General features: G+C 42.0%; 23 protein-coding genes. 5 read left to right on the top strand and 18 right to left on the bottom strand.

Features of this window, described 5'->3' with window-relative positions:
* Nucleotides 1–63 precede the first annotated feature (63 nt).
* On the bottom strand, nt 64–447 hold the full coding sequence (locus KYJ26_RS20840) for a DUF4190 domain-containing protein (RefSeq protein WP_219169663.1): 384 nt from the start codon (nt 445–447) through the stop codon (nt 64–66).
* Nucleotides 448–649: 202 nt separating this feature from the next.
* On the opposite strand from KYJ26_RS20840, the gene KYJ26_RS20835 reads away from it, so the two are divergent.
* Entirely contained in the window at nt 650–1,216 is a 567-nt protein-coding gene (locus KYJ26_RS20835; protein WP_219169661.1) for a hypothetical protein, read from the top strand.
* A gap of 28 nt (nt 1,217–1,244) precedes the next feature.
* Here KYJ26_RS20835 and KYJ26_RS20830 read toward each other — a convergent pair whose 3' ends face one another.
* The 5 genes from KYJ26_RS20830 to KYJ26_RS20810 form a co-directional block, all read right to left on the bottom strand.
* Nucleotides 1,245–1,607: a DUF1499 domain-containing protein gene (locus tag KYJ26_RS20830; protein ID WP_219169659.1), complete on the bottom strand. Its 363-nt coding sequence runs from the start codon at nt 1,605–1,607 to the stop codon at nt 1,245–1,247.
* 104 nt (nt 1,608–1,711) lie between these two features.
* Nucleotides 1,712–2,128, bottom strand: a complete 417-nt coding sequence (locus KYJ26_RS20825) for a Fur family transcriptional regulator (protein WP_219169657.1) — start codon at nt 2,126–2,128, stop codon at nt 1,712–1,714.
* Nucleotides 2,129–2,132: 4 nt separating this feature from the next.
* Nucleotides 2,133–2,990: a metal ABC transporter permease gene (locus KYJ26_RS20820; RefSeq protein ID WP_219169655.1), complete on the bottom strand. Its 858-nt coding sequence runs from the start codon at nt 2,988–2,990 to the stop codon at nt 2,133–2,135.
* 18 nt (nt 2,991–3,008) lie between these two features.
* Nucleotides 3,009–3,785 (bottom strand): metal ABC transporter ATP-binding protein, encoded by a 777-nt coding sequence (locus KYJ26_RS20815; protein WP_219169653.1) that lies wholly within the window; start codon nt 3,783–3,785, stop codon nt 3,009–3,011.
* A gap of 441 nt (nt 3,786–4,226) precedes the next feature.
* Nucleotides 4,227–5,108 (bottom strand): YitT family protein, encoded by an 882-nt coding sequence (locus KYJ26_RS20810; RefSeq protein WP_219169651.1) that lies wholly within the window; start codon nt 5,106–5,108, stop codon nt 4,227–4,229.
* Nucleotides 5,109–5,198: 90 nt separating this feature from the next.
* On the opposite strand from KYJ26_RS20810, the gene KYJ26_RS20805 reads away from it, so the two are divergent.
* Nucleotides 5,199–5,453, top strand: a complete 255-nt coding sequence (locus KYJ26_RS20805) for a DUF2624 domain-containing protein (RefSeq protein WP_219169649.1) — start codon at nt 5,199–5,201, stop codon at nt 5,451–5,453.
* A 51-nt stretch (nt 5,454–5,504) separates the two neighbouring features.
* Here KYJ26_RS20805 and KYJ26_RS20800 read toward each other — a convergent pair whose 3' ends face one another.
* Both KYJ26_RS20800 and KYJ26_RS20795 read right to left on the bottom strand, forming a co-directional pair.
* Nucleotides 5,505–6,398, bottom strand: a complete 894-nt coding sequence (locus tag KYJ26_RS20800; RefSeq protein ID WP_219169647.1) for a deoxyribonuclease IV — start codon at nt 6,396–6,398, stop codon at nt 5,505–5,507.
* 69 nt (nt 6,399–6,467) lie between these two features.
* The gene (locus KYJ26_RS20795) at nt 6,468–7,775 is read right to left on the bottom strand and encodes a DEAD/DEAH box helicase (protein WP_219169645.1); all 1,308 of its coding nucleotides are present in this window, start codon (nt 7,773–7,775) and stop codon (nt 6,468–6,470) included.
* A gap of 311 nt (nt 7,776–8,086) precedes the next feature.
* On the opposite strand from KYJ26_RS20795, the gene KYJ26_RS20790 reads away from it, so the two are divergent.
* Complete coding sequence (locus KYJ26_RS20790; RefSeq protein ID WP_219169643.1) at nt 8,087–8,791, top strand: YqfQ family protein; 705 nt, start codon at nt 8,087–8,089, stop codon at nt 8,789–8,791.
* A gap of 172 nt (nt 8,792–8,963) precedes the next feature.
* Nucleotides 8,964–9,920, top strand: coding sequence for a 4-hydroxy-3-methylbut-2-enyl diphosphate reductase (locus KYJ26_RS20785; RefSeq protein WP_219169641.1), 957 nt, complete (start codon nt 8,964–8,966; stop codon nt 9,918–9,920).
* A 42-nt stretch (nt 9,921–9,962) separates the two neighbouring features.
* On the opposite strand, the gene KYJ26_RS20780 is transcribed toward KYJ26_RS20785, so the two are convergent.
* From KYJ26_RS20780 to KYJ26_RS20735, 10 genes are all read right to left on the bottom strand, one after another.
* Nucleotides 9,963–11,081 carry a Nif3-like dinuclear metal center hexameric protein gene (locus KYJ26_RS20780; protein WP_219169639.1) on the bottom strand — a complete coding sequence of 373 codons (1,119 nt, stop codon included), beginning with the start codon at nt 11,079–11,081 and terminating at the stop codon, nt 9,963–9,965.
* A complete protein-coding gene (locus KYJ26_RS20775) occupies nt 11,078–11,788 on the bottom strand; it encodes a tRNA (adenine(22)-N(1))-methyltransferase (RefSeq protein WP_219169638.1) in 711 nt (236 codons plus the stop codon). The genes KYJ26_RS20780 and KYJ26_RS20775 overlap by 4 nt, the downstream gene beginning before the upstream one ends.
* A gap of 109 nt (nt 11,789–11,897) precedes the next feature.
* Nucleotides 11,898–12,272, bottom strand: coding sequence for a cytochrome c550 (gene cccA / locus KYJ26_RS20770; RefSeq protein WP_219169636.1), 375 nt, complete (start codon nt 12,270–12,272; stop codon nt 11,898–11,900).
* Between the two features lie 259 nt (nt 12,273–12,531).
* Nucleotides 12,532–13,674 (bottom strand): acyl-CoA dehydrogenase family protein, encoded by a 1,143-nt coding sequence (locus tag KYJ26_RS20765; RefSeq protein WP_219169634.1) that lies wholly within the window; start codon nt 13,672–13,674, stop codon nt 12,532–12,534.
* A 166-nt stretch (nt 13,675–13,840) separates the two neighbouring features.
* On the bottom strand, nt 13,841–14,380 hold the full coding sequence (locus KYJ26_RS20760; protein ID WP_219169632.1) for a hypothetical protein: 540 nt from the start codon (nt 14,378–14,380) through the stop codon (nt 13,841–13,843).
* A gap of 121 nt (nt 14,381–14,501) precedes the next feature.
* Nucleotides 14,502–15,632 carry an RNA polymerase sigma factor RpoD gene (gene rpoD, locus KYJ26_RS20755; protein WP_219169630.1) on the bottom strand — a complete coding sequence of 377 codons (1,131 nt, stop codon included), beginning with the start codon at nt 15,630–15,632 and terminating at the stop codon, nt 14,502–14,504.
* Between the two features lie 33 nt (nt 15,633–15,665).
* Nucleotides 15,666–17,477 (bottom strand): DNA primase, encoded by a 1,812-nt coding sequence (gene dnaG, locus KYJ26_RS20750; protein WP_219169629.1) that lies wholly within the window; start codon nt 17,475–17,477, stop codon nt 15,666–15,668.
* 47 nt (nt 17,478–17,524) lie between these two features.
* Complete coding sequence (locus KYJ26_RS20745) at nt 17,525–17,998, bottom strand: YaiI/YqxD family protein (RefSeq protein ID WP_219169719.1); 474 nt, start codon at nt 17,996–17,998, stop codon at nt 17,525–17,527.
* Nucleotides 17,999–18,300: 302 nt separating this feature from the next.
* Entirely contained in the window at nt 18,301–19,113 is an 813-nt protein-coding gene (locus KYJ26_RS20740; RefSeq protein ID WP_219169717.1) for a pyruvate, water dikinase regulatory protein, read from the bottom strand.
* Between the two features lie 13 nt (nt 19,114–19,126).
* Nucleotides 19,127–19,753 carry a helix-turn-helix transcriptional regulator gene (locus tag KYJ26_RS20735; RefSeq protein WP_219169715.1) on the bottom strand — a complete coding sequence of 209 codons (627 nt, stop codon included), beginning with the start codon at nt 19,751–19,753 and terminating at the stop codon, nt 19,127–19,129.
* A gap of 461 nt (nt 19,754–20,214) precedes the next feature.
* Between KYJ26_RS20735 and KYJ26_RS20730 the strand changes: the two genes are divergently transcribed.
* Nucleotides 20,215–21,588 (top strand): glycine--tRNA ligase, encoded by a 1,374-nt coding sequence (locus KYJ26_RS20730; protein ID WP_219169628.1) that lies wholly within the window; start codon nt 20,215–20,217, stop codon nt 21,586–21,588.
* Nucleotides 21,589–21,894 lie beyond the last annotated feature (306 nt).

Raw genomic sequence — 21,894 nt, 5'->3', positions numbered from 1 at the left:
CAAAGATCAGCCCTCTTTTCTGGTTTCCTGAAACGCTCCCAATTTCAAGAAAAACGATTTATTTTAAAAGAACGGCAGTACAAATAATCCTACGATTATCGATACGGCCCCAATTCCAATTGCCCAGGCTCCGAGCATTTCTGCTCCACGGCGTCTTGCCACAAATCCAAGTACGATTCCTGCCGCCCCCATAATAACCGGGAGAATGAATAAGGAAAGGATGGACAAGGCAAGTGCAGAGTATCCTAACACACGACCTGATGTTGTCGTATCTTCCACGGCATCATTTTCAAAGTCGCGGCTGACGTTCATTGGAGCAGCGATTTCTGCTGCTGTTTCTTCTCTGTAATCATCTCTATCCACATCTGTTTCCGGATTGTCGTAATACACGTCGATATCTTGAAGATTTCGATCAACGCTGTTTAATTCGCGTCGTTCATCACTCATACAGCAATCCCTCACTTTCTGTGTTTGGGAGCCTTCTTATTGTGTGTCAGTTCAGCTATTTTACTATGCTAATCTTTGTCATTTTTGTTAGTTGGCATGCATTTTTATCATTCAGTTGAAGATTTATTTCTTACAAGGTTATTTCAAAACGGGGAATATGATAAAATTGAAGGAGTTTTTATACAGAGGAGCCTGATAAAGAATGAAACGTTTTGGAATTGATATCGATGGGACAGTCACGTCCCCTGAATCTTTACTGCCTCACATAAATGATCATTTTAAACTGAATTTGACATTACAGGACATCACCCAATACGAACTGACCGAAGTTCTGGATATTTCACCTCAAACTTTTGGGAAATGGTTTAAAGAAGCAGAACCATCCATCTATCAAGAATCTCCCCTTGCTTCCGGTGCAAAGATGATCCTTGATCAGTGGAAAGAAAGTCATGAGCTTTATTTCATCAGTGCCAGAAGATCGGATCTCATCCAAATCACAAGGGAATGGTTCGATGCAAAGGACCTTATGTATCATCATATCGAATTAATCGGATCGCATGATAAAATTTCAACTGCTAAAAAGCATGGAGTCGATATCTTCTTTGAAGATAAGCACGATAATGCCGTGGCCATATCAGAAGAACTTTCCATACCCGTTGTATTATTTAATACGCCCTACAATCAAAAGCCGATTCCCGATGGGGTCATCCGCGTGAATGATTGGCATGAAGCGAACTCCTGGGTTCAAAACTGGCTAAAAAATCAATGATGGAAAAAGCCTCTGACAGGGGCTTTTTCTATTGCTTGTTAAAAAATGATTTGAATTGTTCTACACGATTTCTATTCACTTTGAAATCATAATAACCGAGACGCGAACCCGATTTCATATGCAGCAGGTTGGTGTTTTCATCAATGTAAATTTCCAGGTCATCCTTAAACTTCAACCATTTGGATGTAAAGACCGCATGCACATAGTGGGACTCTTCCTCCTGGATTTCCACATGTTCAAATTGATTCAAGGTCTTATGAATTCGCTCTTTCGTATCTTCAATCCTTCCGCTGATGGGAAGAGGTGCAATGCGATGATAGGATGTAAGGTCGATCGTGCTGACACAGTTTTTCTTATTGGTGGGACAGTGTGTGAATGGTACGGATTCCATGGCTACATCTCCTCTTCTTTTGATACAACTATTTTTTCCCTCGTTTATAGGTGATTAAACACGGGAAGGTGCCAGGAATGAAAAAAGAGATCCTGAAAGGATCTCTATTGACACTGAGGACACTTACCATAAATTTCGAATTTATGACCTGAAATATCATACCCGGTTTCAGCCAGGTTTTCTTTTAGCGCCTCCATGGGGCATGTGTGTATTTCCTTCGTTTTTCCACAATCCATACAAATGAAGTGATGATGATGGTGATGGCTTTCACACGTAAATCGGAAATGCCTTTCACTTGATAATTCCGTCTCTTCGAGTATCCCAAGCTCTACAAACAAGCTTAAATTACGGTAGATGGTATCGAAACTGAGACCAGGATAATCAGCTTTCATGAATTCCAACACTTCCCTGGCGGTTAAATATTTATTCGAACTTGAAAACAATTCAAGTAACTGCTCCCGTTTTCCAGTATGTTTATAACCCTTTGCTTTTAGAAGATCCATTGCTTCGGTTACATTCAATTTATTACACCTCTACTTTAGAAGAATGATTCACTGTTCTCAGTTTCTTATATACAATTGTCATAAGCAAAATCAAAATCGCCGTCATCACTATTGTTCCACCTGGTGCAAGATTCAGATAAAAGGCACTGACCAAACCGACGATGACAGAAATTTCACCGAATAATAGGGAAAATCCGATCGTCTGCTTAAAGCCATTGGCAATCCTGATACTTGCTGCAACCGGTAATGTCATCAAAGAAGATACAAGAAGGATTCCAACAATACGCATGGAAGCGGCAATCACAAGGGCCACCATGATCATAAAGATAAAGTGTATCGCCTTTGCAGGGATTCCTGACGCCTTTGCATGATCTTCATCAAATGATAGGAGAAACAGTTCTTTGTATAATAAGGAAATGACACCGATCACTAGGATGCTGATTCCCCCGATCAGATACAAGTCCCCTCTGCTGACTGCGCTGACACTACCAAATAAATAACTAAATAAATCGGTGTTGAAGCCATCTGCCAATGAAATGAAAATGACCCCGATTCCGATTCCCCCTGACAAGATGATCGGAATGGCAAGTTCCTGATAATGCTTGTATACCATACGTAAACGTTCAATAAATAACGAACCCATAACAGAGAACGCCATTCCGAAGTAAAGGGGATTCAACCCTGATAGAGCAGGTACGGTTTTACTCAGATATAGACTAGCTGCAATCCCTGATAAGGTGACGTGACTGAGGGCATCCGCAATAAGAGAAAGCCTTCTTACCACGATGAAAGCTCCCAATAGTGGGGCAATGATCCCAATCAGTATCCCTGTTAGAAAGGCATTTTGTAAAAATTCATATTGAAAAATAGCTTGAATCATTGTCTTCCCTCCAATCGATCATGAATGATGGTGTTCATGCTCATGATTTAAGAAATGTACATCATGACCATAGAAAGAGGAAAGCTGATTTTCTTTAAGCTTTTCAAACTCTTCTGTTTTGCCATGGAAATGTAAATGTTTATTTAAGCAGGCAACGTGAGTCACTTTATTCGAAATCGATCCAATATCATGTGTGACAAGTACAAGGGTAATCCCTAAATCTTTGTTCAACTTTTCTAACATATCATAGAAGTTTTGAACGTTTTTGCTGTCTACGCCCACTGTAGGTTCATCAAGTATCAATATTTCAGGACGGCTCACGAGGGCTCTGGCGATGAATACTCTCTGTTGCTGACCTCCTGATAGCTCGCCGATATTCCGCTTGGTGAACCTGCTCATCCCGACAGATTCAATCGCTTCGTACACATCCTGCCTGTATGCAGAAGAAACCCGCTTGAATAAGCCAACCTTTTTAGCCAGTCCACTCGCAACCACTTCATATACGGTTGCCGGAAATCCAGTATTGAAGCTGTTCGCCTTCTGGGATACAAAGCCGATGCGGTCCCATTCTTTGAATTTCTGCTGAGGGATCCCGAACAACTCGATGTTCCCCTGCTTCACCCGCAAGAGACCAAGGACAAGCTTTAACAATGTGGATTTTCCCGAACCATTTGGACCCACGATGCCTAGAAAAGCCCCTTTTGGGATGTTTAAGTTAATATCTTCGAGCACTCTTTCACGCTCATAACGGAAATTCACATCTTCTATTTTAATCACTGGATAAGTCGTATCCATGTTCATCAACTCTCTTTATAAGAATCATTACGATTTAAAAGCACATATGGTAGTATACAGGATGCGTGATCAATTGTAAATGATTCCGTACCTCATTTAAAAGAGGCTGGAACAAAAGGGTTTCAGATAAAGAAAAATCCAAACGAGTGATATGATAAAAATCTAACTCGTTCGGATTATAACTTTTATTATCCATGTATTAAGCAGGTTCTAGCTGTTGATTGGAGTGCAAGACGAAGACTCCTGCGGGAAAAAGCGGAATAGGTGAGACCCCTCGAGGAGCGCAAGCTGTGAGGAGGCTCGCCTTCCGCCCGAGGAAAGCGAAGTCTTGCACGGAATCGGGCAGCGGTGTAACACGTAATCTCATTGTTCGTCTTTAGAGTGTATAGATTTAGTTATGTCCCAGCCTCTCTCTATACAATTTGAATGATTCGTCATGTATCAATGAATGGCAGACTTGAAACGTGCCCCCTTGGTTTCTTGCGTGCTCATGATCGTGATGAAAGCATTCGCATCAACATCCGAAACGATGGATTTCAATTTCGTCACTTCAAGTCTTGTGACCACGACATAGATGACTTCTTTATCATTATCCGTATAGCCACCACGTCCCTTCAACATGGTTGTACCTCTTCCAAGCCTTTGTAAAATGGCATCCGATACTTCGAGGTAATGATCCGAAACAATGATGACCGCTTTCGTTTCATCCATTCCCTGAATGACCGTGTCGATTGTCTTGAAGGCGATATAATAAGTCATGACAGAATACATGGCTTCTTCGATACCAAAGACAAATGCCGCCCAACCGAAGATGAAAATATTCATGAACATCACAAACTCACCGACGGAGAATGGCAATTTCTTAGTCAATAGGATCCCTAAGATTTCAGTTCCATCCAACGAGCCTCCATGACGGATGACCAGTCCTACACCTACCCCAAGAATCAATCCCCCGAAGACGGTCGCAAGGATCTCTTCTGTCACGAATGGATCCATATGGTGAAGGAGGCTTTCAATGATCGCCAACGCGACGATGGCAAACAGTGATGACACGACAAACGTCTTTCCTATTTGTTTGTACCCTGAATACATAAACGGAAGGTTGAGTAAAACCAACAGGGTTGAAAAATTAAGGAAAGGGATTGAATCCGAAACCAAATAATTCATGATCAGTGAGATACCAATGATCCCCCCATCGATAATATTATTCGGTACAAGAAACAGCTCAATCGAAACTGCTGCCAACCCGGCTCCGATAGTAATAAAGAATAGACGGTAAATGAAATGGAGGGGACTTTCTTTCTTATGCACTCTTTGAGTCATCGCCAATTCCTTTCCTTTCAGTTTATTTTCTAATAAAAGTGTCACTTTCTTGATGAAAACTACATATGTATCTGTTGAGGAGTGATAAACATGAAGCTATTACAAAATGTGATCAATCACAAAATCAACCATATTACAAATGATGAACTGCTAAAGTATGCCAAACAATATAATATTTCACTGACGCCCGATCAGGCTACAAGCATTGTTGCCAAGGTGAAAGGAAAAAACATCAATATTTTCGATGATACGAAGAGAAGCAAACTAGTGAAAGATCTTGCCAGGGTCATCGGACCAGCTAAAGCCAAGGAAATCAACCAGCTCTTTTTACAGCTTATCAGATAGTATAGAAAGAGGAGGCTTCCTCAAATCTTGAGAGATGACCTCCTCTACTCTTTACTGATTCAATATTTTCGTTAAAACATCTTCATCAAAGGATTGGTTGCGCAGCATGTCAATTTCGAACTTGTAAGGAGCTTTTTTATTCTTCTTATCTTCCCCTACATATGGAGTTTCCAGAATCTTAGGAACTGCCTTAAGCTGCGGATGATGCACAATATAATTAAGTGCCTTGAATCCAATATGACCGAAACCTAGGTTTTCATGACGGTCCTTAGCGGCTCCCCGTTCATTCTTGCTGTCATTAATATGAAGCACCTTTAAGCGATCTATTCCAACAATTTTATCGAATTCCTCCAATACACCATCGAAATCTTCCACAATATTATATCCTGCATCGTGGGTATGACATGTGTCAAAGCAGACAGATAGGCGATCATTCAACTTTACTCCATTGATGATCTGAGCTAATTCCTCAAATGATCTGCCGCATTCGGAACCTTTACCGGCCATTGTTTCCAAGGCAATCTGAACTTTATGATCCCTGGTCAATACTTCATTCAGACCTTCAATGATCTTCTCGATTCCTTTATCTGCCCCAGCCCCAACATGAGCACCGGGATGAAGCACGATTTGCCCTGCACCGAGAGCCTCAGTGCGTTCCATTTCAGATCGGAGGAAATTGACACCCAACTCAAATGTAGACGGGTTTGTCGTGTTGCCAATGTTAATGATATAAGGCGCATGCACGACGATGTCCTCTATTCCATTTTCTTTCATATGAGCGAGTCCAGCTTCTATATTTAAGTCTTCGATCTTCTTTCTTCTCGTATTCTGAGGTGCACCGGTATAGATCATGAAGGTATTCGCACCATACGAAACCGCTTCTTCGCTTGAAGAGAGCAACATGTTCTTTCCACTCATGGAAACATGGGATCCAATCTTAACCATTCTTCTCAACTCCTAAGAAAATCTCTCTTTATTGTATCGAATGTGTACAAATGAATCACGTTCAAACACTTACTTATTTCTATTTTTGATTCTTCTTTCCCGCTTTTTGATTTGATCCATTTTGTATTTCATCTTCTTTTTATATCCCGGTTTCACCGATTTTGGTTTACGAACCAAAGACTTCGCCTTTTCATCAATCTCATCGACGTTCGATTTTTGACGATTCTTACGTTTGTTCAGAGGTGGAAGCTCGGACCATTCGCCTTTTTTAATATCCCGATGTGAAAAGCTGATCCCCATCTTCTCCAAGCGATTCAATGCATCTTCATCTGAAGGCGTATAAATGGTGTAAGCAATACCGCTGTTCCCGGCACGAGCTGTACGACCTGAACGATGAACATAGAAATCAAGGTCTTGAGGCAGTTCAAAATTAATGATGTGACTGACTCCTTCGATATCTATTCCCCTGGCAGCAAGATCAGTGGCCACAATATATTGATAATCGAGGTTCCTTGTTTGTTTCATCATTTTCTTACGCTCACGTGGAGATAGATCTCCGTGAATTCGTCCGACCTTCAATCCTTTAGCAATTAGGGCATCTGCCACTTCATCCGCCTTTTGCTTCGTATTCGTGAACACAATCCCTAAATATGGATTGATCTCCACTAAAATATTGTACAGAAGATTGACTTTATCCCTACTCTTTAAGGGAACGATCACGTGTTGAATATTCTTCGCCGACAGCTGTTCCGGCTCTACATGCGCATATTGAGGATTTTCCATATACTTTTTCAAGAAAGGCTTCAGCTTCTCCGGGATGGTGGCAGAAAATACTAACATTTGCAGTTTCTCCGGCATCTTTGCAGCAATTTGATCCACATCTTCAATGAATCCCATATCAAGCATCAAATCCGCTTCATCAATGACAAGCAGTGGGGCTGTATGAACAAATAATGCCTGATCCTTCACCAGATCATTGATACGTCCAGGCGTCCCTACTACGATATGGGGCTGGTGCTTTAATTTCTCGATGGTTCTCTGCTTATCCGTTCCACCGATATAGCAACGGGATACGATGTCGCTGTCCTTCGTGATCTTCAGTACTTCCTGATATATCTGTTGTGCCAATTCTCGTGTAGGTGCAGTAATGACAGCTTGTACCTGTTCAGAAGCTGCATCCACCTTCTCGATGATCGGTAACAGATACGAGTGGGTTTTTCCTGTTCCCGTTTGAGATTGGCCGATCGCGCTTTGCCCTTTTAAGATCAAAGGGATCATTTTCTTTTGAATTTCTGTTGGTTCGTAAAATCCTAATTCTTCTACTGCTTCATTGATGAATGACTTGAAACCAAATTGTAGAAATAAATTCTTTTTCATTCTTTACATCTCCTTTTTTCTTACTATCCTTTTATTTACGCTGTCATCGGGATGGATGCCGTATGCCGTTCACATCATCACCACAAATATCTATATAAAATGTACGGATCACTTTTTAAATGGTCAGTGATTATATTTTAACGTTAGCAAGCGTCATATTTAAAGAACATCTAATCATTATAATCAATTTTCAGCAAAACATCTAGGTTATCCTGATATTATTTCAGATGATATTGTCACAATACCCTTTTTTAAGCTATTGCATACTCTATAGTGTTAATGAATTTATTCAATGAAAGGAGGCTGTCATCATGCCGCCTAGAAGAATGAGAAATGAAGGTCAGGATATGCGAAACCCTTTCGGAATGAGACAGCGGCGGGGCAACGGCTTTGGATTGCAGCAACCTGGCAGAAATAATTTTGGACTGGGACAGACACAACCCCCTCCATTTCAATTTGGAAGGCAGAACCCGAACCCTGGCTTTAATATGGGGATGAATCAGAGAGGAAAGGGTCGGGGACAAGGCAAAGGGTTGTTGTCTAAGCTTTTGAAAAAAGGTGAAAACCGTGGTGCTGACGGAGGGGGCGGACTCCTTCAACAGTTTTCCAGGGGAGATGCCTCTGCCAATTCAACCGGGTTTGAGCGTTCTCCACAGGCAGCAGGTGGAATTATACAGACCCTCCTCAATCCGGGAAATGTAAATTCTTTTTTATCCAATACACAACAGATGCTACAGACCGCTCAACAATTAGGCCCCATGTTTCAACAATACGGTCCAATGGTCAAAAACATCCCGTCTCTGTGGAAGCTGTATCGGGGGCTAAAAGATATGTCAGATGCGCCAGAAGAAAACACAGATGATATAGAAAGCACAGATGAAACTGACATTCCCGAAGCTGAAGCCCCGGTTAAGAGTAAAAAGAAGAAAAAGGCACCCGTTGAATTATCGGATGATGAAGAAAAGCAAAATATTACACATGCCCAATCACGTTCAAAGCCAAAACTTTATATTTAAAAAAGCCGAATCCCTAAGGGTTAAGAATCACCCGACAGGGATTATTTTTTTGGCTTTAAGCACAAATGGGGCAATACGGAAATCCGCCCCGGATATCGAACTCTTTGTCAGATAGAACAATCTCCTTTATAATGAAGACAAAACCTTTTCTCATGTAGGAGGATATTCATAGATGGAAATTATTAAGATTACTCCGAGAGGCTATTGTTATGGTGTAGTAGACGCAATGGTCATTGCAAGAAATGCTGCATTAGATAAATCGCTTCCTCGTCCAATTTATATTCTGGGCATGATTGTCCATAACAAGCATGTGACCGATGCATTCGAAGAAGATGGAATCATTACCCTTGATGGAAGCAATAGAAAAGAAATCATTGAACAGGTAAATGAAGGAACAGTGATCTTCACGGCTCACGGTGTATCTCCTGAAGTGAAGGAAATCGCCAAGCAAAAAGGACTTGTCACCCTGGATGCAACCTGTCCTGATGTAACGAAGACACATGATTTGATTCGCGCAAAAGAAGCTGAGGGTTATGATGTCATTTATATCGGAAAAAAGGGACACCCTGAACCTGAAGGCGCTGTTGGGGTCGCACCTGACGTCGTTCATCTTGTAGAAACAGCGGAGGACGTCGAAAAATTATCCATAAACAACGAGAAGATCATTGTAACGAACCAAACGACAATGAGTCAGTGGGACGTATTGGATACGATGGACAAAGTGAAGGAGATGTACCCTCACGTTGAGCTGCACAAAGAGATCTGCCTTGCAACACAAGTCCGACAGGAAGCAGTGGCCGAGCAGGCCGGAGATGCAGATGTTCTCATCGTTGTGGGTGATCCGAAGAGCAACAACTCCAATCGACTTGCTCAAGTTTCGAAAGATATCGCTGGTACTCCTGCACATCGTATTTCAGATATTAGCGAATTGGACATTGAATGGATCAAGGATTCAAAAATCGTCGCGGTTACCGCAGGGGCGTCAACTCCTACACCGATCGTGAAGGAAGTCATTAAGTTCCTTGAAGCCTTTGACCCTAATGATGAGTCCACATGGACAAGAGAGCGCAATGTTCCATTAAATAAAATTCTCCCTAAAGTGCGTAAAGCGAAAATGGGAACTAAATAAACAAAGGCCCATTACCAGATTCTGGTAATGGGTCTTTCTATTTTACAGATACGTAAAGGGATTTGTTTCTGCGTTTGATGCAAAGATATTGACGACATATCCCTTCTCAGAGCATCTTCTAGCTAAATGAGCGGCCACTCCCTCTTTCATCACTTTCTCAATATGATGACCTGCATCCACTACATTCAGCCCCATCATCATGGCGTCGTGAGCAGTATGATAATAGATATCACCGGAGACAAACACATCTGCACCTTGTCTTTTGGCTTTCCCGATGAACTTGTTGCCATCACCGCCGAGTATCGCCACTTTCTTCACCTTCGATTTCCCATCACCTATCATCCTGATCCCGTCCATGCCAAAGGTTTTCTTCACCACCAGTGCAAAGTCCTCAAGACTCATTTCCTCTTGTAAATACCCTATTCTGCCAAGTCCGAGGGCAGGCGATTCATTATTTAATGAATAAATATCATAGGCGACCTCTTCATATGGATGATGGGTGAACATCGCCTTCAGGATTTTTTTCTCCAGAGAAACGGGATAAACAGTCTCTACCTTTTCTTCTGTCACTTCCTCAAGCTCCCCCTGCTTACCTATATGAGGATTTGTCCCTTCTTCAGGCAGAAATCTGCCCTTTCCCTCGGTTGAGAAGCTGCAATGAGAATAAAGACCGATATGTCCTGCGCCTGCTTTACCCAGGGCGATCCGGAGTTCCTCTGCATGGTCTTTCGGTACATATACTGTCAGTTTCCTAAGTTCCTCTTGGTAGGTTGGAACGAGCACTGACGGTTGCTGTAGCTGTAACATGTCAGCCAGCATGTCATTAACACCGCCGGTTGCTATATCCAGGTTGGTATGAGCCGCATACACGGCGATATCATGCTTGATTAATTTCTCAATCATTCTTCCTTGATAAGAATCTGTATGCAACGCCTTTAAAGGACGGAAAAGTGGCGGATGATGAGCAATGATCAATTTGACATTATTCTTGATTGCTTCATCCACTACGTTTTCAAGAACATCCAGTGTGATCATGACATTCTCGACTTTTTCATTCAGCTTGCCAATTTGGAGTCCGATCGGGTCGCCTTCTTCAGCCAGGTGTTTAGGGGCGAATTCTTCGAAAAGCTGAATGATCTGATGACCATTTACTGTTTTCATGGGTTAAGGACCTCCTCTACCATTTTGATCTTCTTATTAAGCTCATTCTTTCGTTGTTCTAATGCTTCCGTCTTTTCTGCTCGTTCCATGTTATTCAATATATTCTTCCATTGATGAAGTTCCTGATTCCATTTTTTAATGAAAGCGGCGTTCTTTTCTTTCATCAAGAATGGACCGAGCAACAACTCTTTCTCAATGTCCTTGGAGTAATGGCTCTTTGGGTTTCCTTTTTCCGCAATTAAAATTTCATAAAGTTTGTCATCTTCTTCAAGGATTTCTTCTCCAATTAGATCCCATTCATTATCCATCAGCCAAGTCCGGATCGATCTCGCACTTACATTCGGCTGCAGAATCAATCTTGGGTCATTCGTAAGCTTGTCCTTGCCGGCCTCGAGAATCGATGCTATCAATGTGCCACCCATTCCGGCAATCGTAATACACTCTACTTCTCCAGGAGCTATGACTTCCAGACCATTGCCTAATCTCACTTCTACTTCCTTCGTCAACTGTGCATCCTCTACTTGTTTCTTGGCTGAAAGAAACGGGCCCTTCACCACTTCGCCTGCGATGGCAGACGAAGCAATGCCCTTGTTCACTGCATAACATGGAAGATAAGCATGATCTGACCCTATATCGGCAATCTTAGATTGTTTAGGTATGTATGAGACCACTGTTTCAAGTCGTTTTGATAATTGTTGAATATTCATTTGTTCACCTTTACTCTATTGGATTCTTGATATGTTACTCATTCTAACCAACTTTTCTATATAAAAAAAGCCCTTTGCCTAAAGACAAAGAACCTTTTTCATTCACACATTATTTAAGTGATTTGATCCAGTCTGCCATCGCATCAAGATTTTCATCTGCTACAAGGCCAGCCGGCATGATGCCTCCACCATTTTTGATTCTATCCTTGATTTCGTCTTTAGATAGTTTCGTACCCTTAAGTGCAGGACCAGCGCCACCTTCATAGTTCCCACCATGACAAGATACACAAGACTCCTTGTACTTGGCTTCCGGATCGAATTCGCCGCTTGAAGCCTCTTCGCCTTCTTTACCGGCCATCTCCCCATGCTTTTCTTCTTTCGCTTTCTCATCAGCATTGTTAAGGCCTTCAATCGACAAGAAGAAAACAAGACCAATTCCAAGAGCCATGATAAGTACGAATGGAATAATTGGATTACGATTCATGATTTAACCTCCCTTATGTAAAACATCCAAAAATAGTGCTTTTTTCAACACCTTATATTTTACTGTAAAAACTGACAAAGTAAAAGTACTATCAATTAACTTTTCCATCTTTCTCACAAATTAGACACATTTCCTTCTTTTTTCCTAACATCCACCCTAAAACGATTCTATATAAACCTTAAAACAGTATAAAGACAGGAGCTCTGTCAGTCCATAGGGGACCAGCTGAGCTCCTTCCTTTCACATATAGGCTTTCACCCTATTGGCACCCGATCAACCTTGAAATGACCATTCTCTGCACTTCTGAAGTCCCTTCTCCGATTTCAAGAAGTTTTGCATCACGTAAGTAGCGCTCTACATGGTATTCTTTCATATAACCGTATCCACCATGAATCTGAATCGCTTCGTCCGCTACTTCCATACTGATTTCTGAAGCGTATAGCTTACACATAGAAGCTTCCTTTGAAAATGGTCTACCCTGGTCCTTTAACCAGGCTGCTTTATGAACCATGTTCCTGGCAAGTTCAATCTTCATCGCCATGTCTGCCAGTTTAAATTGTGTCACTTGGAATTGTGATAGCGTCTTACCAAATTGTTTTCGTTCTTTTGAATATTGAAGCGCCTTGTCAAAAGCAGCCTGAGCAACACCGACTGCCATCGCCCCGATTCCAATTCTACCTCCGTCGAGGGTTACAAGGAATTGCTTGAATCCCTCCCCTTGTTTCCCTAACAGATTTTCTTTCGGCACTTCCACGTCTTCCAGCACAAGCTCTGTTGTATTGGAGGAATGAAGACCCATTTTTTCATAATTATCAATGACGGTAAATCCATCCGCTTTGGTAGGTACGATGATGGCACTTATCTCTTTACTGCCGTTGTTTCTTCCTGTAATCGCCGTTAACGCTAGATGATTTGCATAACTGGCATTAGTAATATAACACTTGTTACCATTAACGACCCATTTATCCCCTTTATCTTCAGCAGTCGTCTGGGTTCCGCCTGCATCTGAACCCGCATTAGGTTCGGTCAGACCGAAAGCCCCAAATGACTCCCCTGTACATATCGGCGTCAGATATTCCTGTTTCTGCTCGTGTGTACCAAATAGATTAATCGGAGCCCCACCGAGTGAAATATGGGCAGAGTACGTGATCCCCGTAGAGGCACATGCACGGCTAAGCTCTTCTGTTACGATGGCGAAACTGACGGTATCCGCCCCGGCTCCGCCATACTCTTCCGGAAAGGGAAGACCCATCATACCAAGGTCCGAAAGCTTCTTAAAGATTTCTTTAGGAAATTCCTTTGTACGGTCCCGGTCCAATGCGCCAGGTGCCACCTCTTCTTCAGCGAATTCCCTGATTGTCTTTTTAATCATTGCCTGTTCTTGTGTTAAGTCGAAATTCATCCTTATCCCCCTTGTCTAACTTTGATGACTGAAAGCCCTAGACTTCTTCGAATGATAATAGCGCTTTCAAGCATACACATACAATTCTATGAATACGCTCTCATTCCTATTATAAGAGGGGAAAGTGAATTTTCTCAACTTTAAAAAACTTTTTAATTTTCAGAAGTTATAGTAATATATAAATACTTACGAGCACTACTCCTATAAAGCCTGCAAAGGAGAAATAATTCTGCTTCCACTTCACTCCTGCTCCCATCCACAGGAAGCAGTTGAGAAACAAGGTTATGTATAATTCCAAAGAGCTTCCTTTAAAAACCACCTCAGACACATCAATAGATGAAAGAAGGAGGATACATGCTGCCGAAGCATAGAGAAGCATAGGAGATAATTGTTTCTTAGTATAATAAATCCCCATCCCCAATAATAATCCGACAAAACCTGCCAAAATCGCTGTTTGCAAAACGATTGACAATTCAGTAAAATAAATGACAAATAATGAAATCGCTAAAATGCACATTGAAATTAAAACGTCTGTAAATGTGATCGACCTCCGGTTTACGGCCTGCTTTCGATCATTGATTCCTGACCCACCTGTATAGAATGCAATCAGGTAATCACAATATTGTTCCGGAAGTAATTTGGTCTGCTTCCAAAATTGAATTTCCCTGATGATCGTTTCTGTTTTCGAATCCTTCGTTCTTGTCACAAATGTCACACCTTCTATTGTTGAATCCTATAGCTTTATTCGGCAAAGAACAGGAAAAACCCTTTAAGTTGGACAAAAAAAAACCACCCCTATGCACAATAGAGGCAGTAATTGGATATTTCTATTCCAAAAAGTCTTTTAATCGTTTGCTTCTGCTCGGATGGCGCAGTTTTCTTAAAGCTTTCGCTTCGATTTGACGGATACGTTCTCGAGTAACACCGAACACCTTACCTACTTCTTCAAGTGTACGTGTTCTGCCGTCATCCAGACCAAAGCGCAGTCTTAGAACATTTTCTTCTCTGTCTGTAAGAGTATCCAGAACATCTTCAAGCTGTTCTTTCAATAGTTCGTAAGCAGCATGTTCCGAAGGTGACTGAGCTTCTGCATCCTCAATGAAGTCACCAAGGTGAGAATCATCTTCTTCCCCAATCGGTGTTTCCAGTGAAACAGGCTCTTGAGCAATTTTGAGTATTTCCCGGACCTTTTCAGGAGTCAGGTCCATTTCTTCGGCAATTTCCTCCGGTGCTGGTTCACGACCTAGATCCTGAAGTAATTGTCTTTGGACCCGGATCAGTTTATTGATGGTTTCTACCATGTGAACCGGGATACGAATCGTCCTTGCCTGGTCAGCAATCGCACGGGTAATGGCTTGACGAATCCACCATGTAGCATACGTACTGAATTTGTACCCTTTACGGTAATCAAATTTTTCAACCGCTTTGATGAGTCCCATATTCCCTTCTTGAATAAGGTCTAAGAACAGCATACCGCGCCCTACATAGCGTTTGGCAATACTGACAACAAGTCTCAGGTTTGCTTCGGCAAGACGTCGCTTCGCCTCTTCATCACCATCTTCGATTCGCTTGGCAAGATTGATCTCTTCCTCTGCAGATAAAAGATCGACCCTCCCGATTTCTTTCAGGTACATACGAACCGGATCATTTATTTTAACCCCTGGAGGAACGCTTAAATCATTCAGATTAAACTCTTCTTCTTCTTCCTTCTCTAACTCTGTGGCACCCGGATCATCATCTTCGTCGTTTTCATTAACGATTTCTACACCTTGTTCACCTAAGTGTTCGTAGAATTCATCCATTTGATCAGAATCCAATTCGAAGCCCGATAATTTATCGGCAATATCTTCGTATGTGAGGACTCCTCTTTTCTTACCTTGGTTAACTAAGAATTCTTTCACCTGATCAACAGTTAATTCTGACGCTATTTGCTTGGAACGCGCTGACTTTTCAGCCATTTGTTCCCCTCCTTCCAACTTCCTGACAAAACTTTATAGAGACTTACGTAGCTGTAAGATTTCCATCGCTATTTGTGCTTCTTGCCTGTAATCCTTTAATCTTTCCGCTTCTTTTCTTTCTAATTCTTTTTCCTTTATTCTCAACATCTTTTGATGTTTTAACACCTGATTTACATAATCCGCTAATTCCTGATCCGTACTTTCTTCGCTAATGGACATCATTTCTATGTCCGTCACGATCCTTCTGAGCCTCTCATCAGGGAGGTACCCGACAAAAGCACTCGCACTTGGAGGCAGTCCTTCTTCATAATATCCCAATAAATAAGTAATAATAGCCTGGTGTTCATCAATATTAAGATTCGTACCTGCAAGCCACTCCTGGACCTTATAAGCGATATTCGGATCCTTCAGCATGTATGCAATCAACCTTCGTTCAGCGGTTTGATACGCAGGCAGCAATTTAGTCTGCGTATGCCGTTTGAAATCACCTTGCATACCGACCTGTTTAGGTGGATTAGATGCGCGGTTTTCCGGACCTTGTAATTCGGATAGTTGTTGCTGAAGAGCCTCTAAGGATAATTCGAACTCATCGGCCAAATACCTCAAATAATAATCCTTTTCCACCGCTTTACTCAATTGAGTAATTTCCTTAAGTATGTCTTCTATATACTTGAGGCGATCTCCTTCATCATTTAAGTTTTTATTCAGCTTGTAATACCGAAGCTTAAATGCCATGAACGTTAAACTTGCCCCTATTACATCCTGTTGAAATTTGGCAGAACCATATTTGCTGATGTAGTCATCAGGGTCTAACTGTTCGGGTATCGTAGCCACACGGATGTCCAGCTGATGTTTATGAAGAAGTTTCCCTGCCCTGAATGCAGCTTCCACTCCGGCAGAATCACCATCGTAACATATCGTGATGGAATCCGTTAATCGTTTTAAAAGGCCGATTTGCTGCTCTGTCAATGATGTCCCCATGGTGGCTACACCATTTTCCACCCCGGCTTCGCTCGCTGAAATCACATCGGCGAATCCCTCGAATAATATCGCCTGCTGTTTTCTTCTGATCATCGACCTTGCACCGTGATAGTTATAAAGGATGCTACTTTTATTAAAAATCTTTGTTTCAGGACTGTTCAAGTATTTTGGTTCGTCATCCTTATCAATGGTCCTGCCTGAGAAAGCAACGGTATTGCCTTTCGCATCCACAATCGGAAACATGATTCTTCCCCTGAAGCGATCAAGGAATGAATTATCCCTTTCCCTTCTCACGAGCAAGCCTGCCTCTTCCATCAGTTCCAAAGAGTAGCCTCGCTTTTCAAGGAACTTGACCGTGAAATCCCAACTCGGTAGGGACCATCCAATTTGGAATTTCGTGATGCTTTCCGTTGTAAAGCCCCTAGCTAATAAATATTCCAGAGCGTCCTGACCTTCCTTTGTATTTAGGAGAAGATGATGGTAAAATTTACTTAATAAGCCATGAGCTTCCATCATTTGTTTCTCGTCTTCCTGAGGAGGAAGCGGTTGGTCAGCTGTTTGGGTTTGAATGGAAATATCTTCGCCTACTTTGGATCCAAGTTTCTGGGCCGCTTCAAGGAAGCTTAGACCATCCACATCCATAAGAAACGTAAACGCATTTCCACCTGCACCACATCCAAAGCAGTGAAATATTTGTTTGTCAGGGGAAACAGAAAAAGATGGAGTATTTTCTCCATGAAACGGACATAAACCAAAATAGTTACGTCCCTGCTTTTTCAATTGCACATAGTCACTGACAACGTCAACAATATCTGTCGACGACAAAATTTTATTCAACTTATCTTCAGGGATTCTTTCAGACATGTTCTATCACCTGTTTTTATTAACCCTCTTAATCCATTCTGTATTGATTACGAATCTCCTGCAATTTCCGACAAGATTTTATCAAAGGATGTACAGAATGTTACCCTGTCTTCATTAGTGAAAGGCTTGGGACCTTTACCGTAGTTACCTCTCTTGCGTTCTTTTGCTGCAAGATACCGATAATCAAGCGCTGTCACGATACTCTCTTCCCTGTAGGCTTTTCCCCTGGGAGAGATGGCATAAACTTTTTTCGGTAACACCAGACTTGCAAGTCCTATATCCTGCGTCACCAGTACATCCTTTTCTTTTACGTGATTCATGATGTACAAGTCGGCTGATTCCTTCGAACTATCCACATATACCCATTCACCCTCGTCAGGTGTATTCTTTCGATGGGCATGGGAAGCAACAAAAATGACTTTAAAGCCATAACCTCTTGTAATTTTTATGATCTCCTGTTTTACCGGGCATGCATCTGCATCTACATATACAGCAGGGTTATGTTCGCTATTACTAACTATTCTACATCACTCCGTATTTTCCTTCTCTCTTTAGGAACTTTCCTAGAGATTTGATTAAAATTGTCGAATTGTAATTCAGACGAGACTTGACATATCACAATAATTAGTTTATTCCTTAAGAGTTTAGTCTAAACCTATTTTAAATATTTTTATCACAATTTTTTATTATAGTATAATCGGACAAGTTTGACCACTATAAAAACTTGATTTGTTTGAGGTTTTTGGTGGTGTTCGTAATTTCATTAAAAAATAAAAAGATGATTCCCCCATTATTTCAAGGGAATCATCTTTTTTAATTATGCTCAGTCGTTGGAATTTTGATAGATGTTTGTAATGACATTGGCCGTTTCTTCGACTGCCTTGTTCGTTACGTCGATGACATGACATCCGATGCGGTCAGTAATTTTCTCGAAATACTGGAGCTCATCTTCAATCCTCTTAATATTAGCGTAGCTTGCCTGATCATTCAAACCTAGAGATTTCAGTCTTTCCCGGCGGATGGTATTCAATTTCTCAGGGCTGATCTTAAGGCCAAAGCATTTCTTTGGAGAAACCATAAATAATTCCTCTGGGGGATCGACTTCCGGTACAAGAGGGACATTGGCCACTTTGATCCTTTTTAAAGCAAGGTATTGTGATAAAGGTGTTTTCGAGGTTCTCGAGACCCCTACAAGCACGATGTCCGCTCTCAGGATACCACGGGGATCACGCCCATCGTCGTACTTGACGGCAAACTCAATGGCTTCCACCTTCTTGAAGTAATCATCATCAAGCTTTCTGACAGTCCCAGGTTCAAACAAAGGTTCCTTTTGGTAGGAAGACTGGTATTTATCCATTAATGGACCGATGATGTCGAAAGCATAAAGCTCTTCTTTTTCAGATTGTTCTTTAATGTACGCACGCATATCCGGCTTGACCAGAGTGTAAACGATCAATCCCTGGTTCAATTTCGCTAAGGAAATCACTTCGTCAATGTGTTCCAGATCCTCTACATACGGAAAGCGCTTAATGACCGTATTGGAACCATTGAATTGGCTTATCGCCGCTTTTGTCACTAATTCGGCAGTTTCCCCCACCGAGTCGGATACAACATAGATGATCGGTTCTTTCACGATCGTTCACCACCTTCTAATATTCATCTGCCAATGCTACAAATGCTTTAGTAATATTGGTCTTCGTAATTCTCCCGATGACTTCGAGATCGCCATTCCCGGTTTTCTTTACGACAGGGACGGAATCAATTTGTTTATGAATCAAGTCCTTCGCCACACCAATCAACTGGTCATCTTTTTCACAGACCGTGATATTCGGCATTCTTGTCATAATGATATTCACCGGCAACGTACTGAGTTCCTGCTTCCCAATACTTGCTCTTAAAAGATCTTTACGGGACAGGACCCCCACTAAGTATGTATTGGCGTCCACAACAAACAATGTACCCACATCTTCCAAGAACATGGTCACGATTGCATCATACACGGAAACATTTTCATTTACCACGACAGGAATGGATTGATAATCCTTCACATAAATTTTGTTCAGGTTCTCTGTCAGCAGCTGGGTCCCTGTTTTACCGGTATAGAAATACCCCACTCTTGGTCGTGCATCCAGATATCCCGCCATGGTCAGGATCGCCAGGTCAGGTCTTAAGGTCGCTCTTGTTAAGTTTAATCGATCTGCAATCTGTTCACCAGTGATAGGTCCATTGTCTTTCACTATTTGTAAAATATGTTCTTGACGCTTATTAAGTTCGATTGTTACTCACCACCTAACGTTCAAACGATTTATGTTATACTTTATATGAAATATTATATACTATTCAAGCAAAATGAAAAGAGCATATTATCATCCATTTGTGACAACCTATAGTTAAAATTTCACTTTACAAAGAGTATCTGTTTTAACACAAAACTTCAAATCATTTCACTTGGATCAAACTGTAGTTGTTTTTATTTCTTTATCATGATAAAATGTCTTCATCTTACAACCAATAATGCTATGATGGATCAATAAGTACTTGCTAACCGATAAGCGACTGGGGACAGTGAAAGCCCAGAAGGCAGGGAAACGGAAATCCTGAGCAACTTACCGATGAAAAGTGGGTATGCATATGCATATCAACTAGGGTGGAACCGCGAGTATCAAGCTCGTCCCTAGGCCTTAAGCGCCTAAGGACGAGCTTTTTTATTTACATAAAAAGAAAAGGAGTGACTTATATGTCAATGGAACAAGTAGTCAACTTAGCAAAGCACCGGGGATTTGTGTTTCCTGGATCAGAAATCTACGGAGGACTTGCCAACACATGGGATTACGGTCCGCTTGGAGTCGAGTTGAAGAATAATATCAAAAAAGCATGGTGGAAGAAATTCGTTCAGGAATCCCCTTATAATGTGGGTCTTGATGCAAGTATCCTTATGAATCCTCAAACATGGGTGGCTTCCGGTCACGTTGGGAATTTCAACGACCCGATGATTGACTGTAAACAATGTAAAACACGTCACCGTGCAGATAAAATCATTGAAAACGCGCTAGAAGAAAAAGGGATCGAAATGATCGTCGACGGTCTTTCTTTCGATAAAATGGAAGAAATCATTAAAGAACACGACATTGCCTGTCCTGATTGCGGAAGCCACGATTTCACCGACATCCGCCAGTTCGACTTGATGTTCAAAACCCATCAAGGTGTGACGGAGTCTTCTACAAATGAAATTTACTTACGCCCTGAAACAGCACAAGGAATCTTCGTAAACTTCAAAAATGTACAGCGCTCTATGCGCAAAAAAATGCCATTTGGTATTGCACAAGTAGGAAAAAGCTTCCGCAATGAAATCACACCGGGTAACTTTACATTCAGAACCCGTGAATTTGAGCAAATGGAACTGGAATTCTTCTGTAAGCCAGGAGAAGATCTGGAGTGGTTCTCGTATTGGCGTGAATTCTGTAAAAACTGGTTACTCAACCTTGGCATGAGTGAAGACAACATGAGACTGCGTGATCATGACAAAGATGAATTATCTCACTACAGCAATGCAACAACGGATATCGAATACAAATTCCCGTTTGGCTGGGGAGAGCTATGGGGCGTGGCAGATCGCACGGACTTCGACCTTAAGCGTCATATGGAACATTCAAATGAGGACTTCCACTACATGGATCCACAAACCAATGAAAAATATGTACCATACTGCATCGAGCCTTCACTGGGGGCGGATCGCGTGACCCTTGCATTCCTTTGTGATGCATATGAAGAAGAAGAGCTAGAGAATGATTCACGTACCGTTTTACGCTTCCATCCGGCGCTGGCTCCATTCAAGGCTGCTGTCCTGCCACTTTCGAAAAAGCTTTCTGACGATGCCTTCAAAGTGTACGAAGAGCTTTCTCAGGATCTGATGATCGACTTCGACGAAACGGCATCCATCGGTAAACGCTATCGCCGTCAAGACGAAATCGGGACACCATTCTGCATCACCTTCGATTTTGATTCCGTAGAAGACGGTCAAGTAACCGTTCGTGACCGTGACACAATGGATCAAGTCAGAATGCCAATCAGTGAAGTAAAAGCGTTCTTGCAGGAGAAAATTAAGTTTTAAAAACCTAAAGCGCAGGCGGCTTGCTCAGCCCCGACAAGCATATCTAAAAAATCCCTGAAGGCGTTTTTTGCCTTTGGGGATTTTTTAGATATGACCTCGAGGGGCTAGCCGCCGGAGCTAGCAGACACCTAAAGCGGAGGCGGCTCGTTCAGAGGCGACAAGCATAAGACGGCCCTGCCGGAAAGGCGTTCTTTGCCTTTTTGGCAGGGTTGACTTATGACCTCGAGCCTCTAGCCGCCGGAGCTAGCAGCCACCTAAAGCGCAGGCGGCTCGTTCAGAGGCGACAAGCATAAGACGGCCCTGCAG

Source organism: Rossellomorea orangium (assembly GCF_019334305.1).
Taxonomy (GTDB): Bacteria; Bacillota; Bacilli; order Bacillales; family Bacillaceae_B; genus Rossellomorea.
Note: the sequence above shows the minus strand (reverse complement) of the source record. Positions and strands in the feature narration are given on the sequence as shown.